Source organism: Delftia sp. K82, from assembly GCF_002193035.1.
In the GTDB taxonomy this organism is placed as follows: Bacteria; Pseudomonadota; Gammaproteobacteria; order Burkholderiales; family Burkholderiaceae_C; genus Comamonas; species Comamonas acidovorans.
The window spans coordinates 764,919-785,214 of the sequence record NZ_MYFL01000001.1; the positions used below are offsets into that span (position 1 = coordinate 764,919).

The following is a 20,296-nucleotide window of genomic DNA, read 5'->3' on the forward strand; positions in this document are numbered from 1 at the left end:
CCATCCTAGTTTGTAAACCATTGTGCGGCCATGCGGACGGGACGGGCCTGTCCGCGCGGCTGTGGCAGTCTTTCTTCAGACCTGCTGCAGCCAGGCCAGTTCGGTATCGGTGAAGCCTGCAGCGCGGCGCGCGCGCTCGTTGAAGGGCGGGCGCAGGCGCGGTGCCTCGTAGCGCTGCGTCAGGTGCTGGTAGTGCGCCTCCGGCTCCAGGCCTTCCCGTGCGCACAGCCAGCGGTACCAGTGGTTGCCTATGGCCACGTGGCCCACTTCCTCGCGCAGGATGATGTCGAGGATGTCCACGGCCGCAAGCGCATCCGGCGCGCGCGTGTTGCGCAGCTTGTTCTGGATCTGGGGCGTGGCGTCCAGGCCCCGTGCCTCCAGCGTGCGTGGCACAAGGGCCATGCGGGCCACCACGTCATGCGCGGTTTTCTCGCACATGGTCCACAGGCCCTGGTGGGCCGGGAAGTCGCCATAGTCGTGGCCCAGGTGCGCGCGCAGATGCTCGCGCAGCAGGCGAAAGTGCTTGGCCTCCTCGGCGGCCACCTGCAGCCAGTCCAGGTAGTACTGCTGCGGCATGCCGTCAAAGCGCCAGACGGCATCCAGCGCCAGATTGATGGCGTTGAACTCGATGTGGGCAATGGCGTGGATCAGCACGGCCCGGCCCTCGGGCGTGGCCGGCGAGCGCCTTGCAACGGCGGTGTGGTGGCGCAGCTCGGGCCGCAGCGGGCGGCCGGGCAGGTCCGGTGCGGGATCGGACAGGGCCGGTGCCTGCGCTGCTATTGAATAAAGCGCCTGCCGTGCATACATGTCCAACGCGGCGGCGGCCTTTTCTTCGGGGTCCGGGAGGCACAAAACCTCAAGGGCGCGGTGACGTAACTCCATCCCTACAATTCTAGGTTTCCTGCCATCACCAATAATTGACGGAGACAAAGACCCATGGCGATTTATGAACTGGATGGAGTGGCCCCTGAAGTGGCAGCATCGGCCTGGGTGGCCGACAGCGCCGAGGTGATGGGCAATGTGCAGCTGGCCGAAGACGCCAGCATCTGGTTCGGCGCCGTGCTGCGCGGCGACTGCGAGAGCATCTCCATCGGCGAGGGAAGCAACATCCAGGACGCCAGCGTGCTGCATGCCGACCTGGGCAAGCCGCTGGTCGTGGGGCGCCATGTGACCGTGGGCCACCAAGTCATGCTGCATGGCTGCACCATCGGCGACGAGTCGCTGATCGGCATCGGTGCCGTGGTGCTCAACGGCGCGAAGATCGGCAGGAACTGCCTGGTCGGCGCAGGTGCCCTCATCACCGAGGGCAAGGAGTTTCCCGATGGCTCGATGATCATCGGCAGCCCGGCCAAGGCCGTGCGCCAATTGACGCCCGAGCAGATCGAAGGCTTGCGCCGCAGCGCCCAACACTATGTCGATAATGCGCGCCGGTTCAAGACCGGGTTGCGCAAGCTGGGCTGAGCGAGGCCCGGCACTTTTTTACGGAATCCATCAGCGTGTCTGAACTGCATAAATTCATCTTCGAAGGCCTGCCCGTGCGCGGCTCCATCGTCCGCCTCACCGACGCCTGGCAGGAAATCCTGCAACGCCGCGCGGGCAACGGCGAGACCGGCGCCTACCCCGCTGCCGTGCGCGAACTGCTGGGCGAAATGGCGGCTGCCGGCGTGCTCATGCAGTCCAACATCAAGTTCAACGGCGCCCTGGTCTTCCAGGTCATGGGCGACGGCCCGGTCAAGCTGGCCGTGGCCGAGGTGCAGTCCGACTTCGGCCTGCGCGCCACCGCCACCCTGATCGGGGAGGCGCCCGAAGGCGCCACGCTGGAGCAATTGCTCAATGTGAACGGTGGTGGTCGTTGCGCCATCACGCTGGACCCCAAGGGACGCCAGCCGGGCCAGCAGCCCTACCAGGGCGTGGTGCCGCTGCAGGATGCGCAAGGCCGCAGATTCTCCAAGGTGTCCGATGCACTGCAGCACTACATGCTGCAGTCCGAGCAGCTGGACACCGTGCTGGTGCTGGCCGCCAATGACCAGTTGGCTGCCGGCCTGCTGATCCAGCGCATGCCGGTCAAGGGTGAGGCCAACCTGGCCTCCGCCACCGAAAGCGAGCAATCGGGCCAGGACGCCATCGGCCTGAACGAGGACTACAACCGCATCGCCACGCTGGCCGCCAGCCTGACGCGCGACGAACTGCTCACGCTGGATGTGGAAACCATCCTGCGACGCCTGTTCTGGGAAGAAAAGCTGATGCGCTTCGTCCCTCAACAGGATGAAGAGCGCCCGCGCTTTGCCTGCACCTGCAGCCGTGAGCGCGTGGGCGCCATGCTGGTCTCGCTGGGCATTGAAGAGGTGGACAGCATCCTGGAGGAGCGCGGCAATATCGAGGTGGGCTGCGACTTCTGCGGCAAGCAGTACGAGTTCGATCCCATCGATGCCGCCCAGCTGTTCACCGAGGCCGGCAAGCAGCCGCCGACCTCGACGAACGTCCAGTAAATACGCTCGAAGTCAGTCTCGCCCGCTGCGCAGCGCGTCGAACAATCGCCGCTCGCAGTCCGGGTCGCTGCATTGCTCGCAGCCGTAGGGGCGAAGGCGTGCGCTGCGTTGCGCGGGGCTTGCGGGCAGCCAGGACCAGTCCATTTGCGGAGCCTTGAGCCTGAGCGACTCGGCCAGCTGTTGCCATTGCCGGGCGGTATTGCCGTAGAGCACCACGTAGTCGCGTGACTGGCTTTGCAATTGGTCACGCCAATGCTGGAGCTGTGCGGCAGGGCCATTGCTCACCCCTTCGTGCTCGGTGACGGAGGCTCTCCAATCCAGTCCCAGCAGGTAGACAGCCCCATGTTCCGGCAGAGACTGCCCCGGCTCGGCCGCCAGGCATTGCCAGTCAGCAGGAGATGCTCCGTGGTGCCGCCAGGCCTGGCGCAATGCATGGGCCATGGAAAGCGCGAGCGCGGGCGGCGATCCCAGAAGAATCACCGGGGGCGGGAGCAAGTGGTCTGTGTCCAAGTACCTGTCTCGGCTTGAGCGCGGGCCCGGTAAGGGGCGCAGGCGCCTTGTTGCAAAAGCACAAGGCCGGCATGAAGCCGGCCTTGGTGCAAAAAATCCCAACCTTCAGCGCCGCACGATCTGCACGAAGATCTCGTTGGGCTTGACCATGCCCAGCTCGCTGCGGGCCTTTTCCTCGACCATGGCCAGGCCGTCCTTGAGGTCGTTGACCTCGGAGGCCAGGCGGTCGTTCTCGGCCTTTTCCAGGGCATTGGCCACGTTCTGGTCGTGGATCTGCTGCTGCAGTTCCTTGACGTAGGCCACGCTGCCATGGCCCAGCCACAACTGCGCGTGCACGGCGGCGAGCAGGGCGAGCAGGACAAGGGGGACGACGCGGTTGACCATGGCAGCAGATGTTGCGGAAAGGAAAAAGGCTTGCAGGCCGGATGGCTTGCAAGCCTAACGCTTTTCAGCGCAGGTTGTAGAAAGCCTCGCGGCCGGGGTAGTGGGCGATGTCACCCAGGTCTTCCTCGATGCGCAGCAGCTGGTTGTACTTGGCGATGCGGTCCGAACGGCTCAGCGAGCCGGTCTTGATCTGGCCGGCATTGGTGCCCACCGAGATGTCGGCAATCGTCGAATCCTCGGTTTCACCCGAGCGGTGCGAGATCACGGCCGTGTAGCCTGCGCGCTTGGCCATTTCGATGGCGGCGAAGGTTTCGGTCAGCGTGCCGATCTGGTTGATCTTGATCAGGATGGAGTTGGCGATCTTCTTGTCGATGCCTTCCTTCAGGATCTTGGTGTTGGTGACGAACAGGTCGTCGCCCACCAGCTGGACCTTGGCGGCCAGGCGGTCGGTCAGGATCTTCCAGCCATCCCAGTCGCCTTCGGCCATGCCGTCCTCGATGGAGATGATGGGGTACTTGTCGCACCAGCCGGCCAGCATGTCGGTCCACTGGGTGGCGGTCAGCGTCAGGTTGCCTTCACCGGCCAGCACGTACATGCCGTCCTTGTAGAACTCGCTGGCGGCGCAGTCCAGGCCCAGGGCGATCTGTTCGCCGGCCTTGTAGCCTGCGTTTTCGATGGCCTGCAGGATCAGCTGGATGGCGGCTTCGTGGTTTTCCACGGAAGGCGCAAAACCGCCTTCGTCGCCCACGGCCGTGCTCATGCCCTTGTCGTGGATGATCTTCTTGAGCGCGTGGAAGACTTCGGCGCCCCAGCGCACGGCTTCGCGGAACGACGGCGCGCCCACGGGGATGATCATGAATTCCTGCAGGTCCAGGCTGTTGTTGGCGTGTGCGCCGCCGTTGATGACGTTCATCATCGGCACGGGCAGCTGCATGCCGCCCATGCCGCCCAGGTAGCGGTACAGCGGCAGGCCGGCTTCTTCGGCAGCGGCGCGGGCCACGGCCATGGAGACGGCCAGCATGGCGTTGGCGCCCAGGCGGCCCTTGTTGTCGGTGCCGTCCAGGTCGATCAGGGTCTTGTCCAGGAAGGCCTGCTCGGAGGCGTCCAGGCCCAACACGGCTTCGGAGATTTCGGTGTTGATGTGCTCGACGGCCTTGAGCACGCCCTTGCCCAGGTAGCGGCTCTTGTCGCCGTCACGCAGTTCGATGGCTTCGCGCGAGCCGGTGGACGCGCCCGAAGGCACGGCGGCGCGGCCCATCACGCCCGATTCCAGCAGCACGTCGCACTCGACGGTGGGGTTGCCGCGGCTGTCCAGCACTTCGCGGCCTACGATGTCAACGATTGCACTCATGGCATTTCCTTTGCGGTTTTTGAAATCGGTGTGCAGGCGGGTTCCGGTGAGGTTGCGCCCTGGTGCTTGCCGGGCAAGCGGTATGGGTGGTCGATGGCGTGGCTGGCTGCCGTGCCACCGGGCACAGCCGTGCTCCGCGGCGCAGTATCTGCGATCGGGCGGCGGCTATTGTGCACAAATTGGTTGTATGGCTTTGTATGCGCTGCGCTCTTGACTAGCCGGGGTGGCTGGCCGTCAGACGCCTTCCACGCAGACCATGCGCATGATGGATGCGCCTTCACGCGCCTCGCGGGCACGCAGGTACTCGGGCGTGTCGTAGAAGGCCCGGGCGGCCTCGAAGCTGGGGAACTTGAGGATCACGGTGCGGCCGGGGTTCCAGTCGCCTTCGAGCACTTCGACCTTGCCGCCGCGCACGCAGACTTCGGCGCCATGCACGCGCATGGCCTCGGTGCTCCACTTGCGGTATTCCTCGTACTGCTCGGGCTTGGTGACGGTGACGGACGCAATGATGTAGCCGCTGGCCATGGGTCAGACTCCAAAGTCGTTTTCGAGGAAGCCGTTCTTCTTGGTCACGTCGTCGAGCGCGACCAGGGTTTCGAGCAGTGCCTTCATGTGCTTGAGCGGCACCGCGTTGGGGCCGTCGCTGAGAGCGCAGGGAGGATTGGGATGGGTTTCCATGAACAGGCCCGCCACGCCCACGGCCACGGCCGCGCGCGAGAGCACGGGCACCATCTCGCGCATGCCGCCGCTGCTGGTGCCGTTGCCGCCGGGCAGCTGCACGCTGTGCGTGGCGTCGAAGACGACGGGCGCGCCGGTCTCGCGCATGATGGACAGGCTGCGCATGTCCGAGACCAGGTTGTTGTAGCCGAAGCTGGCGCCGCGCTCGCAGGCCATGAAGCTGTCCTCGGGCAGGCCGGCTTCCCTTGCAGCCGCGCGGGCCTTGTCGATGACATTCTTCATGTCATGCGGGGCCAGGAACTGGCCCTTCTTGATGTTCACCGGCCGGCCCGACTGGGCGACGGCGCGGATGAAGTCGGTCTGGCGGCACAGGAAGGCCGGCGTCTGGAGCACGTCCACGACCTGGGACACGGCCGGGATTTCGGCCTCGGTGTGCACGTCGGTCAGGATGGGGACCTGCAGGTCCTTCTTCACCTTGGCCAGGATCTCCAGGCCCTTGTCCATGCCCGGGCCGCGAAAGCTGGCGCCCGAGCTGCGGTTGGCCTTGTCGTAGCTGCTCTTGAAGATGAAGTGGATGCCCAGGGCCGCCGTGATTTCCTTGAGATGCCCCGCCACGTCCATCTGCAGCTGTTCGGACTCGACGACGCAGGGGCCTGCAATGAGAAAGAAGCGCCGGTCGAGGCCGACATCGAAGCCGCAGAGGTTCATGGTGGGGATTCCTTGGGAAATGGTGGGCGGCGGTGCGGGATCAGGGCTTGCGCGGCGCCTTCTGGCGTTCGATCGCAGCCTTCACGAAGGCATTGAACAGCGGGTGGCCGCTCCACGGCGTGGACTTGAACTCGGGGTGGAACTGCACGCCGATGTACCAGGGGTGAACTTCCTTGGGCAGCTCGACGATCTCGGTCAGCTGCTCGCGCTGCGTCAGCGCCGAGATCACCAGGCCCGCTTCGCGCAACTGGTCCAGATACTGGACGTTGGCTTCGTAGCGGTGGCGGTGGCGCTCGGTGACCACATCACCGTAGATGCTGTGGGCCAGCGTGCCGGCCTGCACATCGGAGGACTGGGCTCCCAGGCGCATGGTGCCGCCCAGGTCGGAGTTCTCGTCGCGGGTCTTGACCGTGCCGTCGGCATCCTTCCACTCGGTGATCAGGGCGATCACGGGGTTGGCGGACTTGGGGTCGAACTCGGTGGAGTTGGCGCCTTCGAGGCCGGCCACGTGGCGGGCGTATTCGATGGTGGCCACCTGCATGCCCAGGCAGATGCCCAGGTAGGGCACCTTGTTCTCGCGGGCGTAGCGGGCCGTGGAGATCTTGCCTTCCACGCCGCGCGAGCCGAAGCCGCCGGGCACGAGGATGGCGTCGTACTGCGAGAGCTTGTCGCGCGCATTGGCGTCGCTGATGGTCTCGGAATCGACGTGGGTGATCTTCACTGCCACATGGCTTTGCATGCCGGCGTGCTTGAGCGCCTCGTTGACGGACTTGTAGGCGTCCGACAGCTCGACGTACTTGCCGACCATGGCGATCTTGACCTCGCCCTGCGGGTGCTCGGTCTCGTGGACCAGGTCGTCCCAGCGCTTGAGGTTGGTGGGCGGCGTGTTCAGACGCAGCTTGTCGCAGATCAGGCCGTCCAGGCCCTGCTCGTGCAGCATGCGGGGCACCTTGTAGATGGTGTCCACGTCCCACATGGAGATCACGCCCCACTCGGGAACGTTGGTGAACAGCGAGATCTTTTCCTTCTCCTCTTCCGGCACCTGGTGCTGCGCGCGGCACAGCAGGGCGTCGGGCTGGATGCCGATCTCGCGCAGCTTCTGCACGGTGTGCTGCGTGGGCTTGGTCTTGAGCTCGCCGGCCGTGGCAATCCAGGGCAGGTAGGTCAGGTGGACGAAGGCCGTGTTGTTGGGGCCTTGCTTGAGGGCCAGCTGGCGAACGGCTTCGAGGAAGGGCAGGGACTCGATATCGCCCACCGTGCCGCCGACTTCGCAGATGGCGACATCGACAGCGTCAGGCGTGCCCAGGCCGGCGCCGCGCTTGATGTACTCCTGGATTTCGTTGGTCACGTGCGGGATCACCTGCACGGTCTTGCCCAGGTAGTCGCCGCGGCGCTCCTTTTCCAGAACGCTCTGGTAGATGCGGCCGGTGGTGAAGTTGTTGGACTGCTTCATGCGCGTTTCGATGAAACGCTCGTAGTGGCCAAGGTCCAGATCGGTCTCGGCGCCATCATCGGTCACGAACACTTCACCGTGCTGGAAGGGCGACATGGTGCCCGGGTCCACGTTGATGTAGGGATCCAGCTTGATGAGGGTGACTTTGAGGCCGCGCGATTCGAGGATCGCAGCAAGGGAGGCTGAGGCGATTCCCTTGCCCAGGGAAGACACCACACCGCCTGTGACGAAGACAAATTTGGTCATGTCTTTTATTGGTGGTGGTAAAGCAGGATTATAGATGCGCCGCCGAATTCGCCGCGCCGCGCGGGGCTGCTCGGATGCTCCGGCTCTGCTAAATTGCGCGCCATGACTGAAGTGTTCGCAGGTAAACATCTGGTGCTCGGCCTCTCCGGAGGCGTGGCTTGTTACAAATCTGCCCAGCTGGTGCGCCTGCTGGTGCAGGCCGGGGCCACCGTGCAGGTGGTGATGACCGAGGCGGCAGAGCAGTTCATCACGCCGGTGACCATGCAGGCGCTGTCGGGCCGTCCGGTCTATGGTTCGCAGTGGGACGCGCGCGAGCCCAACAACATGCCCCACATCAACCTCAGTCGCGAGGCCGATGCCATGCTGATCGCGCCTTGCAGCGCCGACTTCATCGCACGCCTGGTGCAGGGCCGCTCCGACGAGCTGCTGAGCCTGATGTGCCTGGCGCGCCCCATGGACCGCGTGCCCCTGTTGCTGGCGCCTGCCATGAACCGCGAGATGTGGGCGCACCCGGCCACGCAGCGCAACCTGGCGCAGGTGGCGGCCGACGGTGCGCTGGTGCTGGGCGTGGGAACGGGCGACCAGGCCTGTGGCGAGGTGGGCGACGGCCGCATGCTGGAGCCCGAGGAAATCATGGAGGAGCTGGCTGCCTTCTTCACGCCCAAGCTGCTGCAGGGCCGCCAGGTGCTGGTCACGGCGGGCCCGACCTTCGAGGCCATCGACCCCGTGCGCGGCATCACCAACCATTCCAGCGGAAAGATGGGCTTTGCCATTGCGCGTGCCGCACGCGAGGCGGGCGCCCAGGTGACCCTGGTGGCCGGGCCCGTGCACCTGCGCACGCCGCGCGGCGTGCAGCGCATCGACGTGCAATCGGCGCAGCAGATGTTTGATGCCGTGCACCAGCAATTGCCGCAAGCCGGCGTGTTCATCGCCACGGCGGCCGTGGCCGACTGGCGCCCGGCCACGGCGTCAGACCAGAAGATCAAGAAGGACGGCTCGGGCCAGACCCCCACGCTGACCTTCGTCGAGAACCCCGACATCCTGGCGGCCGCCGCGCAGTCCGAGCCCGCACGCAGCGGCCGGCTGTACTGCGTGGGCTTCGCCGCCGAAAGCCATGACCTGCTGCAGCACGCCAGCGCCAAGCGCCTGCGCAAGCAGGTGCCGCTGCTGGTGGGCAATATCGGTCCCGCAACCTTTGGGCGGGATGACAATGCCCTGCTGCTGATCGACGAGTCCGGCACCATGGAGCTGCCGCACGCCTCCAAGTCCCTGCTGGCGCGCCAGCTGGTGGCCGAGATCGCCCGGCGCCTGCCACCCGTCCGTTGACACAACCGAAGGCCCGCATGTCACAGAACACCTACGAAGGCCCCCGCCACGGCGACTATGTGCGCTATGTGGATGAGCTGCTGCGCGCCAGCCCCCTGTACCGCTCTGCGGCCCACGGCTGGATGGCGCAGGGACGCAGCGATTTCACCGATGCGGTGGCCACGCCGGGCGCGCAGTCCCAGTCCGTGGTCGAGCGCGTGCGCGAGCAGGTGCAGGCTGCGGCCGAGAAGGCGCGCATCGCCGCGCAGCAGGCTTCGGTGCCCGCCTTGCCGGGACGCCAGCCGTCTGCAGGCGACAGGAATGGTGGCAGGGCCGATCGCGGCCGGCAGGCGGCGCGGGCACAGCAAGCCCAGGCGTCCTCCGCCGCCAAGGCCGTCAAGAAGACGGTCTTCAAGATAGGTCCGGGCCAGTTGCTGGGTATCGTGATCGGCCTGATCCTGGCCGTGGTGATTCCGGGCATCGGCCCCTTCATCCTGCTGCTCACCATCATCAATGCCATCGTCAAAGGCTTTCGCAGCGGGCTCAAGTCGTCCGGGTGACGGCGCGGGGCACAATGCGCGCTTTGCTTTTCAAGAGAGCCTGCCGTGAGGCGCTCCCCAGATTGTTTCCATGAACGTTGATATCAAGATCCTTGACGCGCGCCTGCGCGAGAACATGCCCGCCTACGCCACGCCGGGAAGCGCGGGACTGGACCTGCGCGCCTGCATCGATGCGCCGCTGACGCTGGAGCCCGGCCAATGGCAACTGGTGCCCACGGGCATGGCCATGTACCTCAAGGACCCCGGCTACGCGGCCATGATCCTGCCGCGCTCGGGCATGGGTCACAAGCACGGCATCGTGCTGGGCAACCTGGTCGGACTGATCGACAGCGACTACCAGGGCCAGCTCATGGTCAGCGCCTGGAACCGCTCGACCACGGCCTTCACGCTGCAGCCCATGGACCGCCTGGCCCAGCTGATCATCGTGCCCGTGGTGCAGCCCAGCTTCAATGTGGTCGAGGAGTTCGAGTCGGCTTCCGAGCGCGGCGCGGGCGGCTACGGCTCTACAGGCAAGCAATAAGGCGCTCAGCCAGAAAACGCCCGCAGCCGCGCTGCCCGGGCATCGCTCCAGGGAGGAATCCGCATGGCCAGGCCATCCCGGCGCACGCGCCACTGCCCATCTGCATCATGGACGCGCGTGATGCTGACGCAGGAAGACCGCATGCGCCGCCGCCTGCAGCAGCGCCACTGGCTGCGCCTGCATGCGGCACTGACGGGTGGGTTAAGCCTGGCCGGCATGTCGCTGTTGAGCCTGGGCCTGCTGCACGCGGGCATGCACAGCATGGCGCTGCGCTATGGCGTGGCCCTGGCCTGCGGCTATCTGCTGTACCTGCTGCTGCTGCGCCTGTGGGCCGAGTGCATGCTGCGCCGCGACTGGGATGTGTCCGATGTTCCCGATGTGACGCCCGGCGGCAGTGGTTCTTCACCGGCCCGCACGCCGGAGACTGGCGGATTCGACAGCGGGCAGGGCGGCTCGTATGGCGGCGGTGGCTCCAGCGGCAGCTGGGATGACGGCGGCGCGCTGTCCGAGGCTGCGTCTTCCGCATCGAAGGGCTTTGATCTGCCGGGCATCGATGGGCTGGACGACGGCGCCGTCGTCCTGGTCCCCGTGCTGCTGGTGTTTGCGGCGCTGCTGGTCGCGGTCACGGGGGCAGGGTCGCTGCTGTGGCTGGTCTTTGGGGCCGACCTGTTCCTGGCCGTGGCGGTGGAGGTGGCCTTTGCGCTGCTGATGGCGCGCACGCTCTACGTGGTGGAGCGCGAGGGCTGGCTGCTGGCCGCGCTGCGCCTGAGCTGGAAGCCGGTGCTGGGCGCACTGGTGGCCGCCGTGGCGCTTGGCGCGCTGGCCGACTGGCTGTTCCCTCAGGCAGACACCCTGGTGCAGGTGCTGCGCGCGCTGAGAGGGCATTGAAAGGCCCCTGAGAGGGCACAGAGCCGCTGCTGCGCGGCTCCTGCCGTCACGCCTGTCTTTTTGCCCCTGGCAGGCGCAGCTGCATGCGCAGTCCGCCCAGCGGCGAGCGGCTGGCCGCGATGCTGCCGCCATAGGTCTGCACCAGGTCACGCACGATATCCAGGCCCAGGCCTGCGCCGGGCCTGCGTTCGTCCAGGCGCTCGCCGCGCTCGAAGATGCGCCCAAGGTCGGCGTCTTCGATGCCGGGGCCGTCATCGTCCACCGTCAGCTGCAAGGGGCCGCCGGCCTGATCGTGCTCCAGGCCCTGGACTTCCAGGCTCACGGCCTGGGCTGCCCATTTGCCGGCGTTGTCCAGCAGGTTGCCCAGGATTTCCATGAGGTCCTGGCCATCGCCCAGAAAGTCCCAAGGCTGCGCATCGCCCTTCAGCGCGAAGCGGATGCCGCGGCCGGCGTGCAGCCGCTCCATGGTGCGCACCAGCGAGGCCAGCGGCGGCTCCAGCGGCGTGCGCAGGCCTGTGGCCTGGCGGGCCGCAGCGCGGGCGCGTGCCAGATGGTGGTCCACCTGGCGGCTGGCGCTGGCGACCTGCTCTCGGACCAGTTCGGCCAGCGCCCCGCCTTCCTGCGCGGCGGCATTGCCGAGGATGGACAGCGGCGTGTTCACCGCATGGGCCAGGTTGCCGGCCTGCGTGCGCGCGCGCTGCACCATGTCGGCGTTCACATCCAGCACATGGTTGAATTCCTGCACCAGGGGGCGCAGTTCCTGCGGAAACCGGCCTTCGAGGCGCGGCGTTGCCCCCTTGCGCACGTCGGACAGGCCCTTGCGCAGCAACTGCAGCGGCCGCAGCGCCAGGCGCAGCTGCAGCACCACGGCCAGCACCAGCCCTGCCGCCAGCGTGCCCAGTGCGGCGATCAGCATGGTGGTGAAGCGCTGCATGGGCTCGGCCAGCAGGGCGCTGTCGGCCGCAACGATCAGGCGCAGCGGCGGCGCGTCGGCTTCGGGCAATTGCAGGGGGCGTGCCACGGCCACGAGCTGGTGGCCCTGGCCATCGGGCAGCATGCCGGTGTTCAGCGCCGTGTCCTCGTGGTGCTCATCCGGGCGACCGGCGTCGGCACGGAACTGGTGCCAGTCCAGCGTCTGGTCCCACAGCGAACGAGAGCGCAGCAAGCCGGCCTTCTCGGGCGGACCCGCGCCATCGCTCACCTGGTCGATCTGCCAGTACAGGCCTGACAGCGGCTGCGCCAGGCGCGGGTCGCCCACGGCCAGCCCGACCTCGATGCGCCCGCCGGGCAGGCTGTTGACGGCTGCGCTGAGCTGGTCGAGCTGCAGCACCAGCTGCGCCTGCAACTGCTGCGCGATGTGGTCGCGGAACAGGCCGCGCAGCCCCCAGCCGGCCAGCAGCACGGCCGCCAGCACCCAGGCCAGCGTGCCGGCCAGCAGGCGCAGGCGCAGCGAATCGCCAAGCCGGGATACCTGTCTTTCCTGTGGCGCGTTCATGCAGCGGGCGCGCCTTCCACCAGTCGGTAGCCCAGGCCGCGCACGGTCTCTATGCTGCCGGCCGGCAGCTTCTTGCGCAGGCGGCCGACGAAGACCTCGATGGTGTTGGAGTCGCGGTCGCTGTCCTGCGGGTAGATGTGTTCTGACAGTTCGGTGCGCGATATCACCTGCCCCACGCGCTGCATCAGCAGGGCCAGCACCTTGAATTCATGGCTGGTGAGCGTCAGCGGCTGGCCGGCGACGCTCACGCGGGCATGGCGCGAGTCCAGCACGATGGAGCCGCATTGCCACTGGGCGCTGGCGTGCGGGCTGAGCCGGCGCAGCAGGGCGCGCAGGCGGGCCATCAGCTCTTCCATGTGGAAGGGCTTGGCCAGATAGTCGTCGGCGCCGGCATCCATGCCGGCCACCTTCTCATGCCAGGCGCCGCGCGCCGTGAGGATCATCACCGGCATGACCCGGCCCTGCGCACGCCAGGCGCGCAGCACGGTGAGCCCGTCGCGCACGGGCAGGCCCAGGTCCAGCACGGCGGCGTCGAATTCCTCGACCTCGCCCAGGTACTGGGCCGTTGCGCCGTCCGCGGCCGTCTCCACCGTATGGCCTGCCTGCTGCAAGGCCTGTACCAGTTGCCCGCAGAGCGTGGGCTCGTCTTCCACCACGAGGATTCGCATCTGCGTCTAGTCCTTGCGCTTGAAGCTCAGCACCTTGCCATCGCGTGCATCGATCTTGAGCTTGGCCACGCGGCCGCCCGATTGCAGCAGCCGGATCTCGTAGATGAAGCGGCCGTCGTCATGCTCGAACTCGACCTTGATGACCTGGCCCTGGTAGTCGCGCTCGACCTGGTCGAGCACGGTGCGCAGCGGCAGCACGCGGCCTTGCTGCAGGGCCTGGCGTGCGAGTTCATGGTCGCTGTCGCCGGCGTCCGAGGGCGTGGTCCAGGAGGCCAGGGCCGCCGCCATCAGCAGCAGTGCGGCCAGCAGCATCCAGGACCTGCGAGGAATGGAGAAGGATGGAGTGGGCATGGAAAACTTTATAGCCCAGCGTGGATGAACCTCGGATGAACGGCTGCTTCAGCTTGCGTTCATGGCCTGCATCGAACAATGGCTGCACGCCGTCGCAATCCACCGGAAACGAAGGCGCAGCAGCCGGCAGATGCGGCCTTTTCAGATGCATCGCCAGCCCAATCGCCGACCCAATCGCCGGCCCAGTCGCCGACCCAGTCGCCGACCTTCACATGCCAAGGAGAACCTTATGCCTTCCATCCGACAACTGATTTCCCGCGCTGCACGCCATGGCCTGACGGGCCTGGGCATTGTTCTGATCGCCACTGCCGGGCTGGTCGCCCAGGTGCAGGCCCAGGCCGCCGCCACGGGCGGGCCATCCGTGACCGTACAGGCCGGCGAGGCCGTGGCCACCACGGTGGCCTCCGTGCGCGGCGCCTTCCAGGGGCCGGGCCTGAGCATCCGCGAAATCTTCGAGCGCATGGAAGTCCTGGGCTACCGCGACCTGCGCGAGATCGAGTGGGAGGACGGCCTCTACCAGGTCAAGGGCCAGACCGGCGATGGCCGCCCTGTGAAGCTCTACGTCGATGGCAACAACGGCAACGTGCTCAGCATCCGCGCACGCAATTGAGGCAGGGCGGGCAGGCTGATTTTTGTCAGCAAGTGTTCTGTCCGGTCGGCAGGCATGCGGCCTGGGACGTTGAAGCGGTATGCAGTCGCTGGCCGGTACGGTGGCTGCCCTTGATCGATCCACGGACAGTACACAGGAGATTCTCATGCCTTCCATTCATCGCTTGAGCGCCATGGGCGCCGGCTGCATTGCCGCGCTGATGCTCAGCGCCTGCGCAGGCTACCCCCAGCAGGGTGGATACCCGGGTGGCGGCTACCCTGCCGGGGGCTATCCGACCAGCGGCTACCCCAGCGGTGGCTATCCCAACGGCGGCCAGCCCGGCACGGCCTACCCGGGCGGCGGTGGCTATGCGCAGCAGGGGCGCGTGACCAATGTGCAACTGGTGCAGATCCAGCAGCCCAGCGGCATTGGCGGCTCGGGCATAGGCGCCGGGGCCGTGGTGGGCGGCGTGGTCGGCGGGGTGCTGGGCCGCCAGGTGGGCAAGGGCAGTGGGCGCGACATCGCCACCATTGCGGGCGTGGTGGGCGGTGCCATGGCGGGCAATGCCATCGAGAAGAACACCGGCCCTGGCGACCTGCGCGATGTCTACCGCGTCACCGTGCAGTTGAACGACGGCAGCACGCGCGTGTTCGACTACCAGAACAATCCGCAGCTGCGCATAGGCGAGAGCGTGCGCGTGGACAACAACCAGCTGATTCGCTGAGTACCAGGCTCGCTCCATGCAAAAGGGCTCCCCGCAGGGAGCCCTTTTGCCATTTCAGCGCGGCAATTTCAGTGTAGCGTGTCGTTGCCCGGCGCCATGGGCTGGATGCGGAAGAAGCCGGTGCCGGCCGAGCCGCGGCCGATTTCCTCCTCGGTGGCCTCGCGCACGCCTTCGACCTTCAGGTGCAGGCGCAGCGCAATGCCGGCCAGCGGGTGGTTGCCGTCCAGCACCACATGCTCGGGATAGATTTCCGTGACGGTGTAGAGCAGGTCGGGCTGCACGGCGCTGCAGCCCTTTGGCAGGGCGCTGGCCTCGAAGCTCATGCCTTCCTCCAGCTCGGCCGGGAACAGGGCGCGCGGCTCCAGGAAGATCAGGCTTTCGTTGTAGTCGCCAAAGGCTTCCTCGGGCTCCAGGTGCAGGTCCAGGGTCTTGCCCTGGCCGTGGCCCTGCAGGGCTTCCTCGATGCGTTTGAGCAGATCGTCGCCGCCGACCAGGAACTCCACGGGCTCATCGAGCACGTCCAGTTCCTCGCCCAGGGTGTCCTTGAGGGTCCAGGTCAGAGCGACCACGCATTGTTCTGTGATTTCCATGGTGTGCAGCTTGTGCGGCCCATGCCGCGGTGGGGAAAAAGAAAGACCGCCGCGCGCGCCCGTGTTTGACGAAGGCGTGCCGGCGGCCGCGTTGGCGCGATTTTCCCACGGCTGCCCGGCTGCTGCGCAGGCCGGGCGGCGAGTCCTGCCGATCAGAACGGATAGTGGCGGGGAGCGGTCTGCATGGTGATCCAGCGCGTTTCGGTGAAGGCATCGATGCCTGCCTGGCCGCCGAAGTGGCCGTAGCCCGAGTTTTTCACGCCGCCAAAGGGCATCTGGGCCTCGTCATGCACGGTGGGGCCGTTGACGTGGCAGATGCCGGCCTCAATGCGCGCGGCCACGCGCCAGCCGCGTGCAGTGTCGCGGGTGTAGACGGACGAGGACAGGCCGAATTCGTTGTCATTGGCCATGGCAATGGCCTGCTCCTCGCCGCGCACACGCACGATGGCCTTGACGGGGGCGAAGGTTTCCTCGCGGAAGATGTCCATCTCGGGCGTGACGCCGTCGATCAGCGTGGCGGCCATCAGGGTGTTGGTGGCCTTGCCGCCGCACAGCAGTTTTGCGCCCTTGGCCAGCGCGTCGTCGATCAGGCGGTTGGCACGCTCCACGGTGGCCATGTCCACCACCGAGCCCAGCACCACGGGGCCCTTGCGCGGATCGCCCAGCGGCAGCGAGGTGGCACGGGCCACCAGCTTGTCCAGGAAATCGCCGGCCACGGACTCGTCCACGATGATGCGCTCGGTGGACATGCAGATCTGGCCGGAGTTGGCGAAGGCACCGAAGGTGCAGCCGGCCACGGCGGCGTCGATGTCGGCATCGTCCAGCACCACGAAGGGCGCCTTGCCGCCCAGCTCCAGGATGGCGGGCTTGAGGTACTTGGCGCAGGTCTGGCCGAGGATGCGGCCCACGCGCGTGGAGCCGGTGAAGTTCACGCGGCGCACGGCCGGGTGGGCCACCATGGCTTCGACCACGGCGCCCGCATCTTCGGGCGCATTGGTCACGAAGTTGACCACGCCGGGCGGCAGGCCGCCTTCCTGCAGGGCCTCAATGATCAGGCCGTGCGTGGCGGGGCACAGCTCCGAGCCCTTGAGCACCACGGTGTTGCCGCAGGCCAGCGGCGTCGCAATGGCGCGCACGGCCAGGATGACGGGTGCATTCCAGGGCGCAATGCCCAGCACCACGCCGGCGGGCTGGCGCACGGCCATGGCCAGGCTGCCGGGCACGTCAGAGGGAATGATCTGGCCGTTGATCTGGGTGGTCAGCGATGCGGCCTCCAGGAACATGTTGGCAGCCAGGTGCACGTTGAAGCCGGCCCAGATGCCCGAGGCGCCGGTCTCGGCGGCCATGGCGGCGGCAAAGGCCTCGGTCTTGGCCTCCAGCGCCTGCGATGCCTTCATTAGCATCTGGCGGCGCTCGGTCGGACCCAGCGCGGCCCAGGCGGGGAAGGCCTTTTGTGCGGCCTCGACGGCGCGCACGGCATCTTCGGGGGTGGCGGCCGGGGCGCGCGTGGCCACCGATCCGTCCAGCGGATTGCGGCGCTCGAAGGTGGCGCCATTGCCGGCCTGTGCGGCCTGGCCTGCGATGAGCATGGTTTGTTCGATCATGACTGTCTCCTTGGTATGCGGTTGTGGCCTGGGCGTTGGCGCTGCCGGGCGTGCCGGTCATCGTAGAAGCAGGCGATGGCGCAGGCAGCCCGCTGCGCGCACAAAGCGCATGACGGATCGTGCACAGGCTCCGGGGTTTACCCTTGTCCTGGCTGTCCGCGGGGAAAGCCAAGGGGCGCGATGGGCCTGCACTTTCCCATAATCACGTTCATGGCCGCACACAGATCCTTCACCCGTGCGGCGAGCAGGAGAGACCGCACATGACCGATGCCATGGTGTTGAGCACCGACGGACTGCCGCCCGGCGAGACGGCGTCGGCTTGGCACGCCTGGATGTCGAGCCTGTTTGCGGGCCTGGATACCGATGTCTATGGCGATCGCCTGTTCGAAGGCCATGTGCGCGTGGCCAATGCCGGCGATGTGGTGCTGACCCGGCTGGAGGCGGGCCGCCACCGCGTCATGCGCAGCATGCAGGGCCTGCGCGCCCATGAGTCCCCCTATCTGAAGATCGTCGCGCCCTGGGAGGGCGTGGCCAGCGTGCGCCAGCACAACCGCGAGGCCAGCGTGCGCAAGGGCAGCTGGGTGATCTATGACACGGCGCAGGAGTACGAGGTCACCAACCCCGAATGGTCTGAACACCTCATCGTGATGCTGCCGCGCCAGGCCATCGTGGAACGGGGCATCCGGCTGGAAGGGCTGATGGGGCGCAATGTGGGCGGCAGCTCGGGCATTGCCCGCATCGCGCTGGAAACCATGCGCAGCACCTACCAGGAGTTGCCCGGCATGGCGCCGCATCTGGCGCGCCGCGCGGGCGAGCTGCTGGTGGACATGGTCCATCTGTCGCTGCAGGAACTGGCCGGGCAGGGCACGGCAGGCACGCAGCAACTGGCGCTGCAGGACCGCATCCGCGCCCATGTGGCGGCCCATCTGCGCGACCCGGGCCTGTCGGTGGAGTCCGTGGCCGCCGCGCTCAACTGCAGCAAGCGCCACCTGCACAACGCCTTCGCGGACAGCCAGACCAGCCTGGGCGCCTTCATACAGCACAGCCGCCTGGAGCTGTGCATGCGCGAGCTGCTGCAGCCCGCCCAGGCGCAGCGCACCATCACCGAGGTCGCCATGGATTGCGGCTTTGGCAGCACCGCGCATTTCAGCCGCGCTTTCAAGATCTATACGGGTCTGTCGCCCTCGGATTTCAGGGCCATGCGCAAGCCGGCCGGCTGACTGCCACGAAGCCATTGCGGGGCAGCTTGCGCTGGCGCCAGGACAGGGCAATGCCCGCATAGGACAATGCCGCCCTGTCTCTTCGCTCACTTCGGACCATTTCATGGACACCAACACACCGCTTGCCCTGCTGGGCGGGCTTACCGCTTCCCAATTCATGCGCCGCCACTGGCACAAGAAGCCCTTGCTGGTGCGCCAGGCAATCCCGGGCTTCAAGCCCCTGATTCCCCGCGCCAGGCTGCTGGCCATGGCAGGCGAGGACGGTGTGGAATCGCGCCTGATCCAGCAGCAGGACGGTGGCCACTGGAAGCTCAGCCACGGCCCGCTGTCGCGCCGCAGCCTGCCCTCGCTGCAAAAGCCCGGATGGACCGTGCTCGTGCAGGGCGTGGATCTGCACGACGACGGCGTGCACCAGCTGATGCAGCAGTTCCGCTTCGTGCCCGAGGCGCGGCTGGACGATCTGATGATCAGCTTTGCCACCGACCAGGGCGGCGTGGGCCCGCATTTCGACAGCTACGACGTCTTCCTGCTGCAGGCGCATGGCCGCCGGCGCTGGCGCATCGGCCGCCAGAAGGACCTTTCGCTGCAGCCCGATGTGCCGCTGAAGGTGCTCTCGAATTTCGAGCCCGAGGAGGAGTTCGTGCTCGAGCCCGGCGACATGCTCTACCTGCCGCCCAAGTGGGCCCATGACGGCATCGCCGAGGGCGAGTGCATGACCTACTCCATCGGCTTTCGCTCGCCCGCGCGCGACGAACTGGCCCGCGAGCTGCTGCTGCGCATGTCCGACGAGCCCGATGAACCCGAAGCGCCCATGGTCTACCGCGATCCCGACCAGCCCGCCGTAGAGGCCCCGGGCGAGATTCCGTCGAGCCTGCACGACTTCGCGCGCAAGGCGCTGGAGCGCGCGCTGGCCGAGCCGCTGGCGCTGGAGCGCGCGCTGGGCGAGTACATGACCGAGCCCAAGGCCAATGTCTGGTTCGAGCATGGCGAGGAACACGGCATGTTCGAGAGCGTGGTCCTCGACCGCCGCACGCGCATGATGTATGACGCAAAACACATCTTCATCAACGGCGAAAGCTATCTGGCCGGTGGCCGCGATGCCACCCTGATGCGCAAGCTGGCCGATACGCGCGCCCTGTCACGCGCCGATCTGGCCAAGGCCAGCGATGACGCGCTGGAGCTGCTGTCCTCCTGGTTTGACGCCGGCTGGGTGCGAGGCGGGCCGCTGTCCTGAACCGGGTAGACGCTGTGACGCAGTCATGCTAAGTTCGGGCATTCACCGTTGACAGCGTTCTGCTGATTCATGGCGAACCCCGATAGATTTGTAAAGAATTGTCTTGGGTTCGTCAGTAAATTGACAGCAACCTGGTTTTGTTACACAGTGGACGCCAAGGCAGCTTCTCGCTGCCCCATTCGGACTTGGCAAGAGGATTTGTGCGGAATTGTTCAGAGGTTGTCAGTTTCAGTCAGCCTCGAAAAAATCTCCCTATAATTCGCTCCAAGTCGAATGAATGTGTTTGACGTGGCCTGGCCGCCGCGTACCGGTTGCCCGCATCCGGTGGCGCAAGTGGCGGGGCCCCTCCTGTGTACTGTCTTCTTACCTACTCTCTAGGAAACTGTGATGAAGAACTCTCTGATCCTGGCTACCGTGATCGCTGCTGCAGCTCTGGCCGCTTGCGGCAAGAAGGAAGAGGCTCCGGCCCCCGCTCCCGCACCCGCCGTTGAAGCTCCCGCACCGGCAGCTCCCGCTCCCGCAGAAGCTCCTGCTGCTCCCGCCGCCGACGCTGCTGCTCCCGCAGCGCCTGCCGCTGACGCTGCAGCACCTGCTCCCGCTGCTGACGCTGCCGCTGCAGACGCCGCCAAGGCTGCTGCCGACGCTGCCGCCAAGGAAGCCACCAAGCAGTAATTCGGCCCTCGCCGATGGCAGAGGTTTCGGCCTCTGCCGCGAAAAAAACCGCATCCT

23 protein-coding genes are annotated in these 20,296 nt (G+C 66.8%); 11 read left to right on the plus strand and 12 right to left on the minus strand.

Translation table 11 applies throughout. The features are described from left to right. Positions 1-75 precede the first annotated feature (75 nt). On the minus strand, positions 76-882 hold the full coding sequence (locus KDK82_RS03380; RefSeq protein WP_088164019.1) for a ferritin-like domain-containing protein: 807 nt from the start codon (positions 880-882) through the stop codon (positions 76-78). 54 nt (positions 883-936) lie between these two features. Between KDK82_RS03380 and KDK82_RS03385 the strand changes: the two genes are divergently transcribed. Together KDK82_RS03385 and KDK82_RS03390 are read left to right on the plus strand one after the other, a co-directional pair. Further along, entirely contained in the window at positions 937-1,461 is a 525-nt protein-coding gene (locus tag KDK82_RS03385; RefSeq protein WP_012206911.1) for a gamma carbonic anhydrase family protein, read from the plus strand. A 35-nt stretch (positions 1,462-1,496) separates the two neighbouring features. After that, positions 1,497-2,489: an Hsp33 family molecular chaperone HslO gene (locus KDK82_RS03390; RefSeq protein WP_012206910.1), complete on the plus strand. Its 993-nt coding sequence runs from the start codon at positions 1,497-1,499 to the stop codon at positions 2,487-2,489. Between the two features lie 12 nt (positions 2,490-2,501). On the opposite strand, the gene KDK82_RS03395 is transcribed toward KDK82_RS03390, so the two are convergent. The 6 genes from KDK82_RS03395 to KDK82_RS03420 form a co-directional block, all read right to left on the minus strand. Continuing rightward, positions 2,502-2,930, minus strand: a complete 429-nt coding sequence (locus KDK82_RS03395) for a hypothetical protein (protein WP_034396449.1) — start codon at positions 2,928-2,930, stop codon at positions 2,502-2,504. Between the two features lie 174 nt (positions 2,931-3,104). After that, positions 3,105-3,383, minus strand: a complete 279-nt coding sequence (gene ftsB, locus KDK82_RS03400; RefSeq protein ID WP_012206908.1) for a cell division protein FtsB — start codon at positions 3,381-3,383, stop codon at positions 3,105-3,107. A gap of 64 nt (positions 3,384-3,447) precedes the next feature. Next, the gene (gene eno / locus KDK82_RS03405) at positions 3,448-4,734 is read right to left on the minus strand and encodes a phosphopyruvate hydratase (RefSeq protein WP_012206907.1); all 1,287 of its coding nucleotides are present in this window, start codon (positions 4,732-4,734) and stop codon (positions 3,448-3,450) included. A gap of 234 nt (positions 4,735-4,968) precedes the next feature. Continuing rightward, complete coding sequence (locus KDK82_RS03410; RefSeq protein ID WP_012206906.1) at positions 4,969-5,259, minus strand: DUF1330 domain-containing protein; 291 nt, start codon at positions 5,257-5,259, stop codon at positions 4,969-4,971. Between the two features lie 3 nt (positions 5,260-5,262). After that, positions 5,263-6,120, minus strand: coding sequence for a 3-deoxy-8-phosphooctulonate synthase (gene kdsA / locus KDK82_RS03415; protein ID WP_088164020.1), 858 nt, complete (start codon positions 6,118-6,120; stop codon positions 5,263-5,265). 40 nt (positions 6,121-6,160) lie between these two features. Further along, positions 6,161-7,819, minus strand: a complete 1,659-nt coding sequence (locus tag KDK82_RS03420; protein ID WP_012206904.1) for a CTP synthase — start codon at positions 7,817-7,819, stop codon at positions 6,161-6,163. Positions 7,820-7,921: 102 nt separating this feature from the next. Here KDK82_RS03420 and coaBC point away from each other — a divergent pair, with 102 nt between their 5' ends. The 4 genes from coaBC (at position 7,922) to KDK82_RS03440 (ending at position 11,092) form a co-directional block, all read left to right on the plus strand. Beyond that, on the plus strand, positions 7,922-9,145 hold the full coding sequence (gene coaBC, locus KDK82_RS03425) for a bifunctional phosphopantothenoylcysteine decarboxylase/phosphopantothenate--cysteine ligase CoaBC (RefSeq protein WP_088164021.1): 1,224 nt from the start codon (positions 7,922-7,924) through the stop codon (positions 9,143-9,145). Between the two features lie 17 nt (positions 9,146-9,162). Next, on the plus strand, positions 9,163-9,684 hold the full coding sequence (locus KDK82_RS03430; protein WP_017404377.1) for a hypothetical protein: 522 nt from the start codon (positions 9,163-9,165) through the stop codon (positions 9,682-9,684). A gap of 70 nt (positions 9,685-9,754) precedes the next feature. Beyond that, the gene (gene dut / locus KDK82_RS03435; RefSeq protein WP_034396440.1) at positions 9,755-10,204 is read left to right on the plus strand and encodes a dUTP diphosphatase; all 450 of its coding nucleotides are present in this window, start codon (positions 9,755-9,757) and stop codon (positions 10,202-10,204) included. A gap of 63 nt (positions 10,205-10,267) precedes the next feature. Next, complete coding sequence (locus KDK82_RS03440; RefSeq protein WP_088164022.1) at positions 10,268-11,092, plus strand: hypothetical protein; 825 nt, start codon at positions 10,268-10,270, stop codon at positions 11,090-11,092. A gap of 46 nt (positions 11,093-11,138) precedes the next feature. On the opposite strand, the gene KDK82_RS03445 is transcribed toward KDK82_RS03440, so the two are convergent. From KDK82_RS03445 to KDK82_RS03455, 3 genes are read right to left on the minus strand one after another with little or no spacing between them, the layout of a single operon-like run. Then, positions 11,139-12,587 (minus strand): sensor histidine kinase, encoded by a 1,449-nt coding sequence (locus KDK82_RS03445; protein ID WP_088164023.1) that lies wholly within the window; start codon positions 12,585-12,587, stop codon positions 11,139-11,141. Beyond that, on the minus strand, positions 12,584-13,255 hold the full coding sequence (locus tag KDK82_RS03450; RefSeq protein ID WP_088164024.1) for a response regulator transcription factor: 672 nt from the start codon (positions 13,253-13,255) through the stop codon (positions 12,584-12,586). Before KDK82_RS03450 ends, KDK82_RS03445 begins: the two co-directional genes overlap by 4 nt. 6 nt (positions 13,256-13,261) lie before the next feature. Then, positions 13,262-13,567: a PepSY domain-containing protein gene (locus tag KDK82_RS03455; RefSeq protein ID WP_012206897.1), complete on the minus strand. Its 306-nt coding sequence runs from the start codon at positions 13,565-13,567 to the stop codon at positions 13,262-13,264. 268 nt (positions 13,568-13,835) lie between these two features. On the opposite strand from KDK82_RS03455, the gene KDK82_RS03460 reads away from it, so the two are divergent. Beyond that, positions 13,836-14,216 carry a PepSY domain-containing protein gene (locus KDK82_RS03460; RefSeq protein WP_013801111.1) on the plus strand — a complete coding sequence of 127 codons (381 nt, stop codon included), beginning with the start codon at positions 13,836-13,838 and terminating at the stop codon, positions 14,214-14,216. A gap of 145 nt (positions 14,217-14,361) precedes the next feature. Then, positions 14,362-14,919: a glycine zipper 2TM domain-containing protein gene (locus tag KDK82_RS03465; protein WP_088164025.1), complete on the plus strand. Its 558-nt coding sequence runs from the start codon at positions 14,362-14,364 to the stop codon at positions 14,917-14,919. Positions 14,920-14,987: 68 nt separating this feature from the next. Here KDK82_RS03465 and KDK82_RS03470 read toward each other — a convergent pair whose 3' ends face one another. Both KDK82_RS03470 and KDK82_RS03475 read right to left on the minus strand, forming a co-directional pair. Then, positions 14,988-15,509 (minus strand): peptidylprolyl isomerase, encoded by a 522-nt coding sequence (locus tag KDK82_RS03470; RefSeq protein ID WP_012206894.1) that lies wholly within the window; start codon positions 15,507-15,509, stop codon positions 14,988-14,990. A 152-nt stretch (positions 15,510-15,661) separates the two neighbouring features. Further along, the gene (locus KDK82_RS03475; protein WP_088164026.1) at positions 15,662-17,113 is read right to left on the minus strand and encodes an aldehyde dehydrogenase; all 1,452 of its coding nucleotides are present in this window, start codon (positions 17,111-17,113) and stop codon (positions 15,662-15,664) included. A 260-nt stretch (positions 17,114-17,373) separates the two neighbouring features. On the opposite strand from KDK82_RS03475, the gene KDK82_RS03480 reads away from it, so the two are divergent. From KDK82_RS03480 to KDK82_RS03490, 3 genes are all read left to right on the plus strand, one after another. Continuing rightward, positions 17,374-18,333 (plus strand): helix-turn-helix domain-containing protein, encoded by a 960-nt coding sequence (locus KDK82_RS03480; protein WP_088164027.1) that lies wholly within the window; start codon positions 17,374-17,376, stop codon positions 18,331-18,333. A gap of 103 nt (positions 18,334-18,436) precedes the next feature. Beyond that, positions 18,437-19,567, plus strand: a complete 1,131-nt coding sequence (locus KDK82_RS03485; protein ID WP_013801115.1) for a cupin domain-containing protein — start codon at positions 18,437-18,439, stop codon at positions 19,565-19,567. A 387-nt stretch (positions 19,568-19,954) separates the two neighbouring features. Continuing rightward, complete coding sequence (locus KDK82_RS03490; protein WP_012206890.1) at positions 19,955-20,239, plus strand: hypothetical protein; 285 nt, start codon at positions 19,955-19,957, stop codon at positions 20,237-20,239. Positions 20,240-20,296 lie beyond the last annotated feature (57 nt).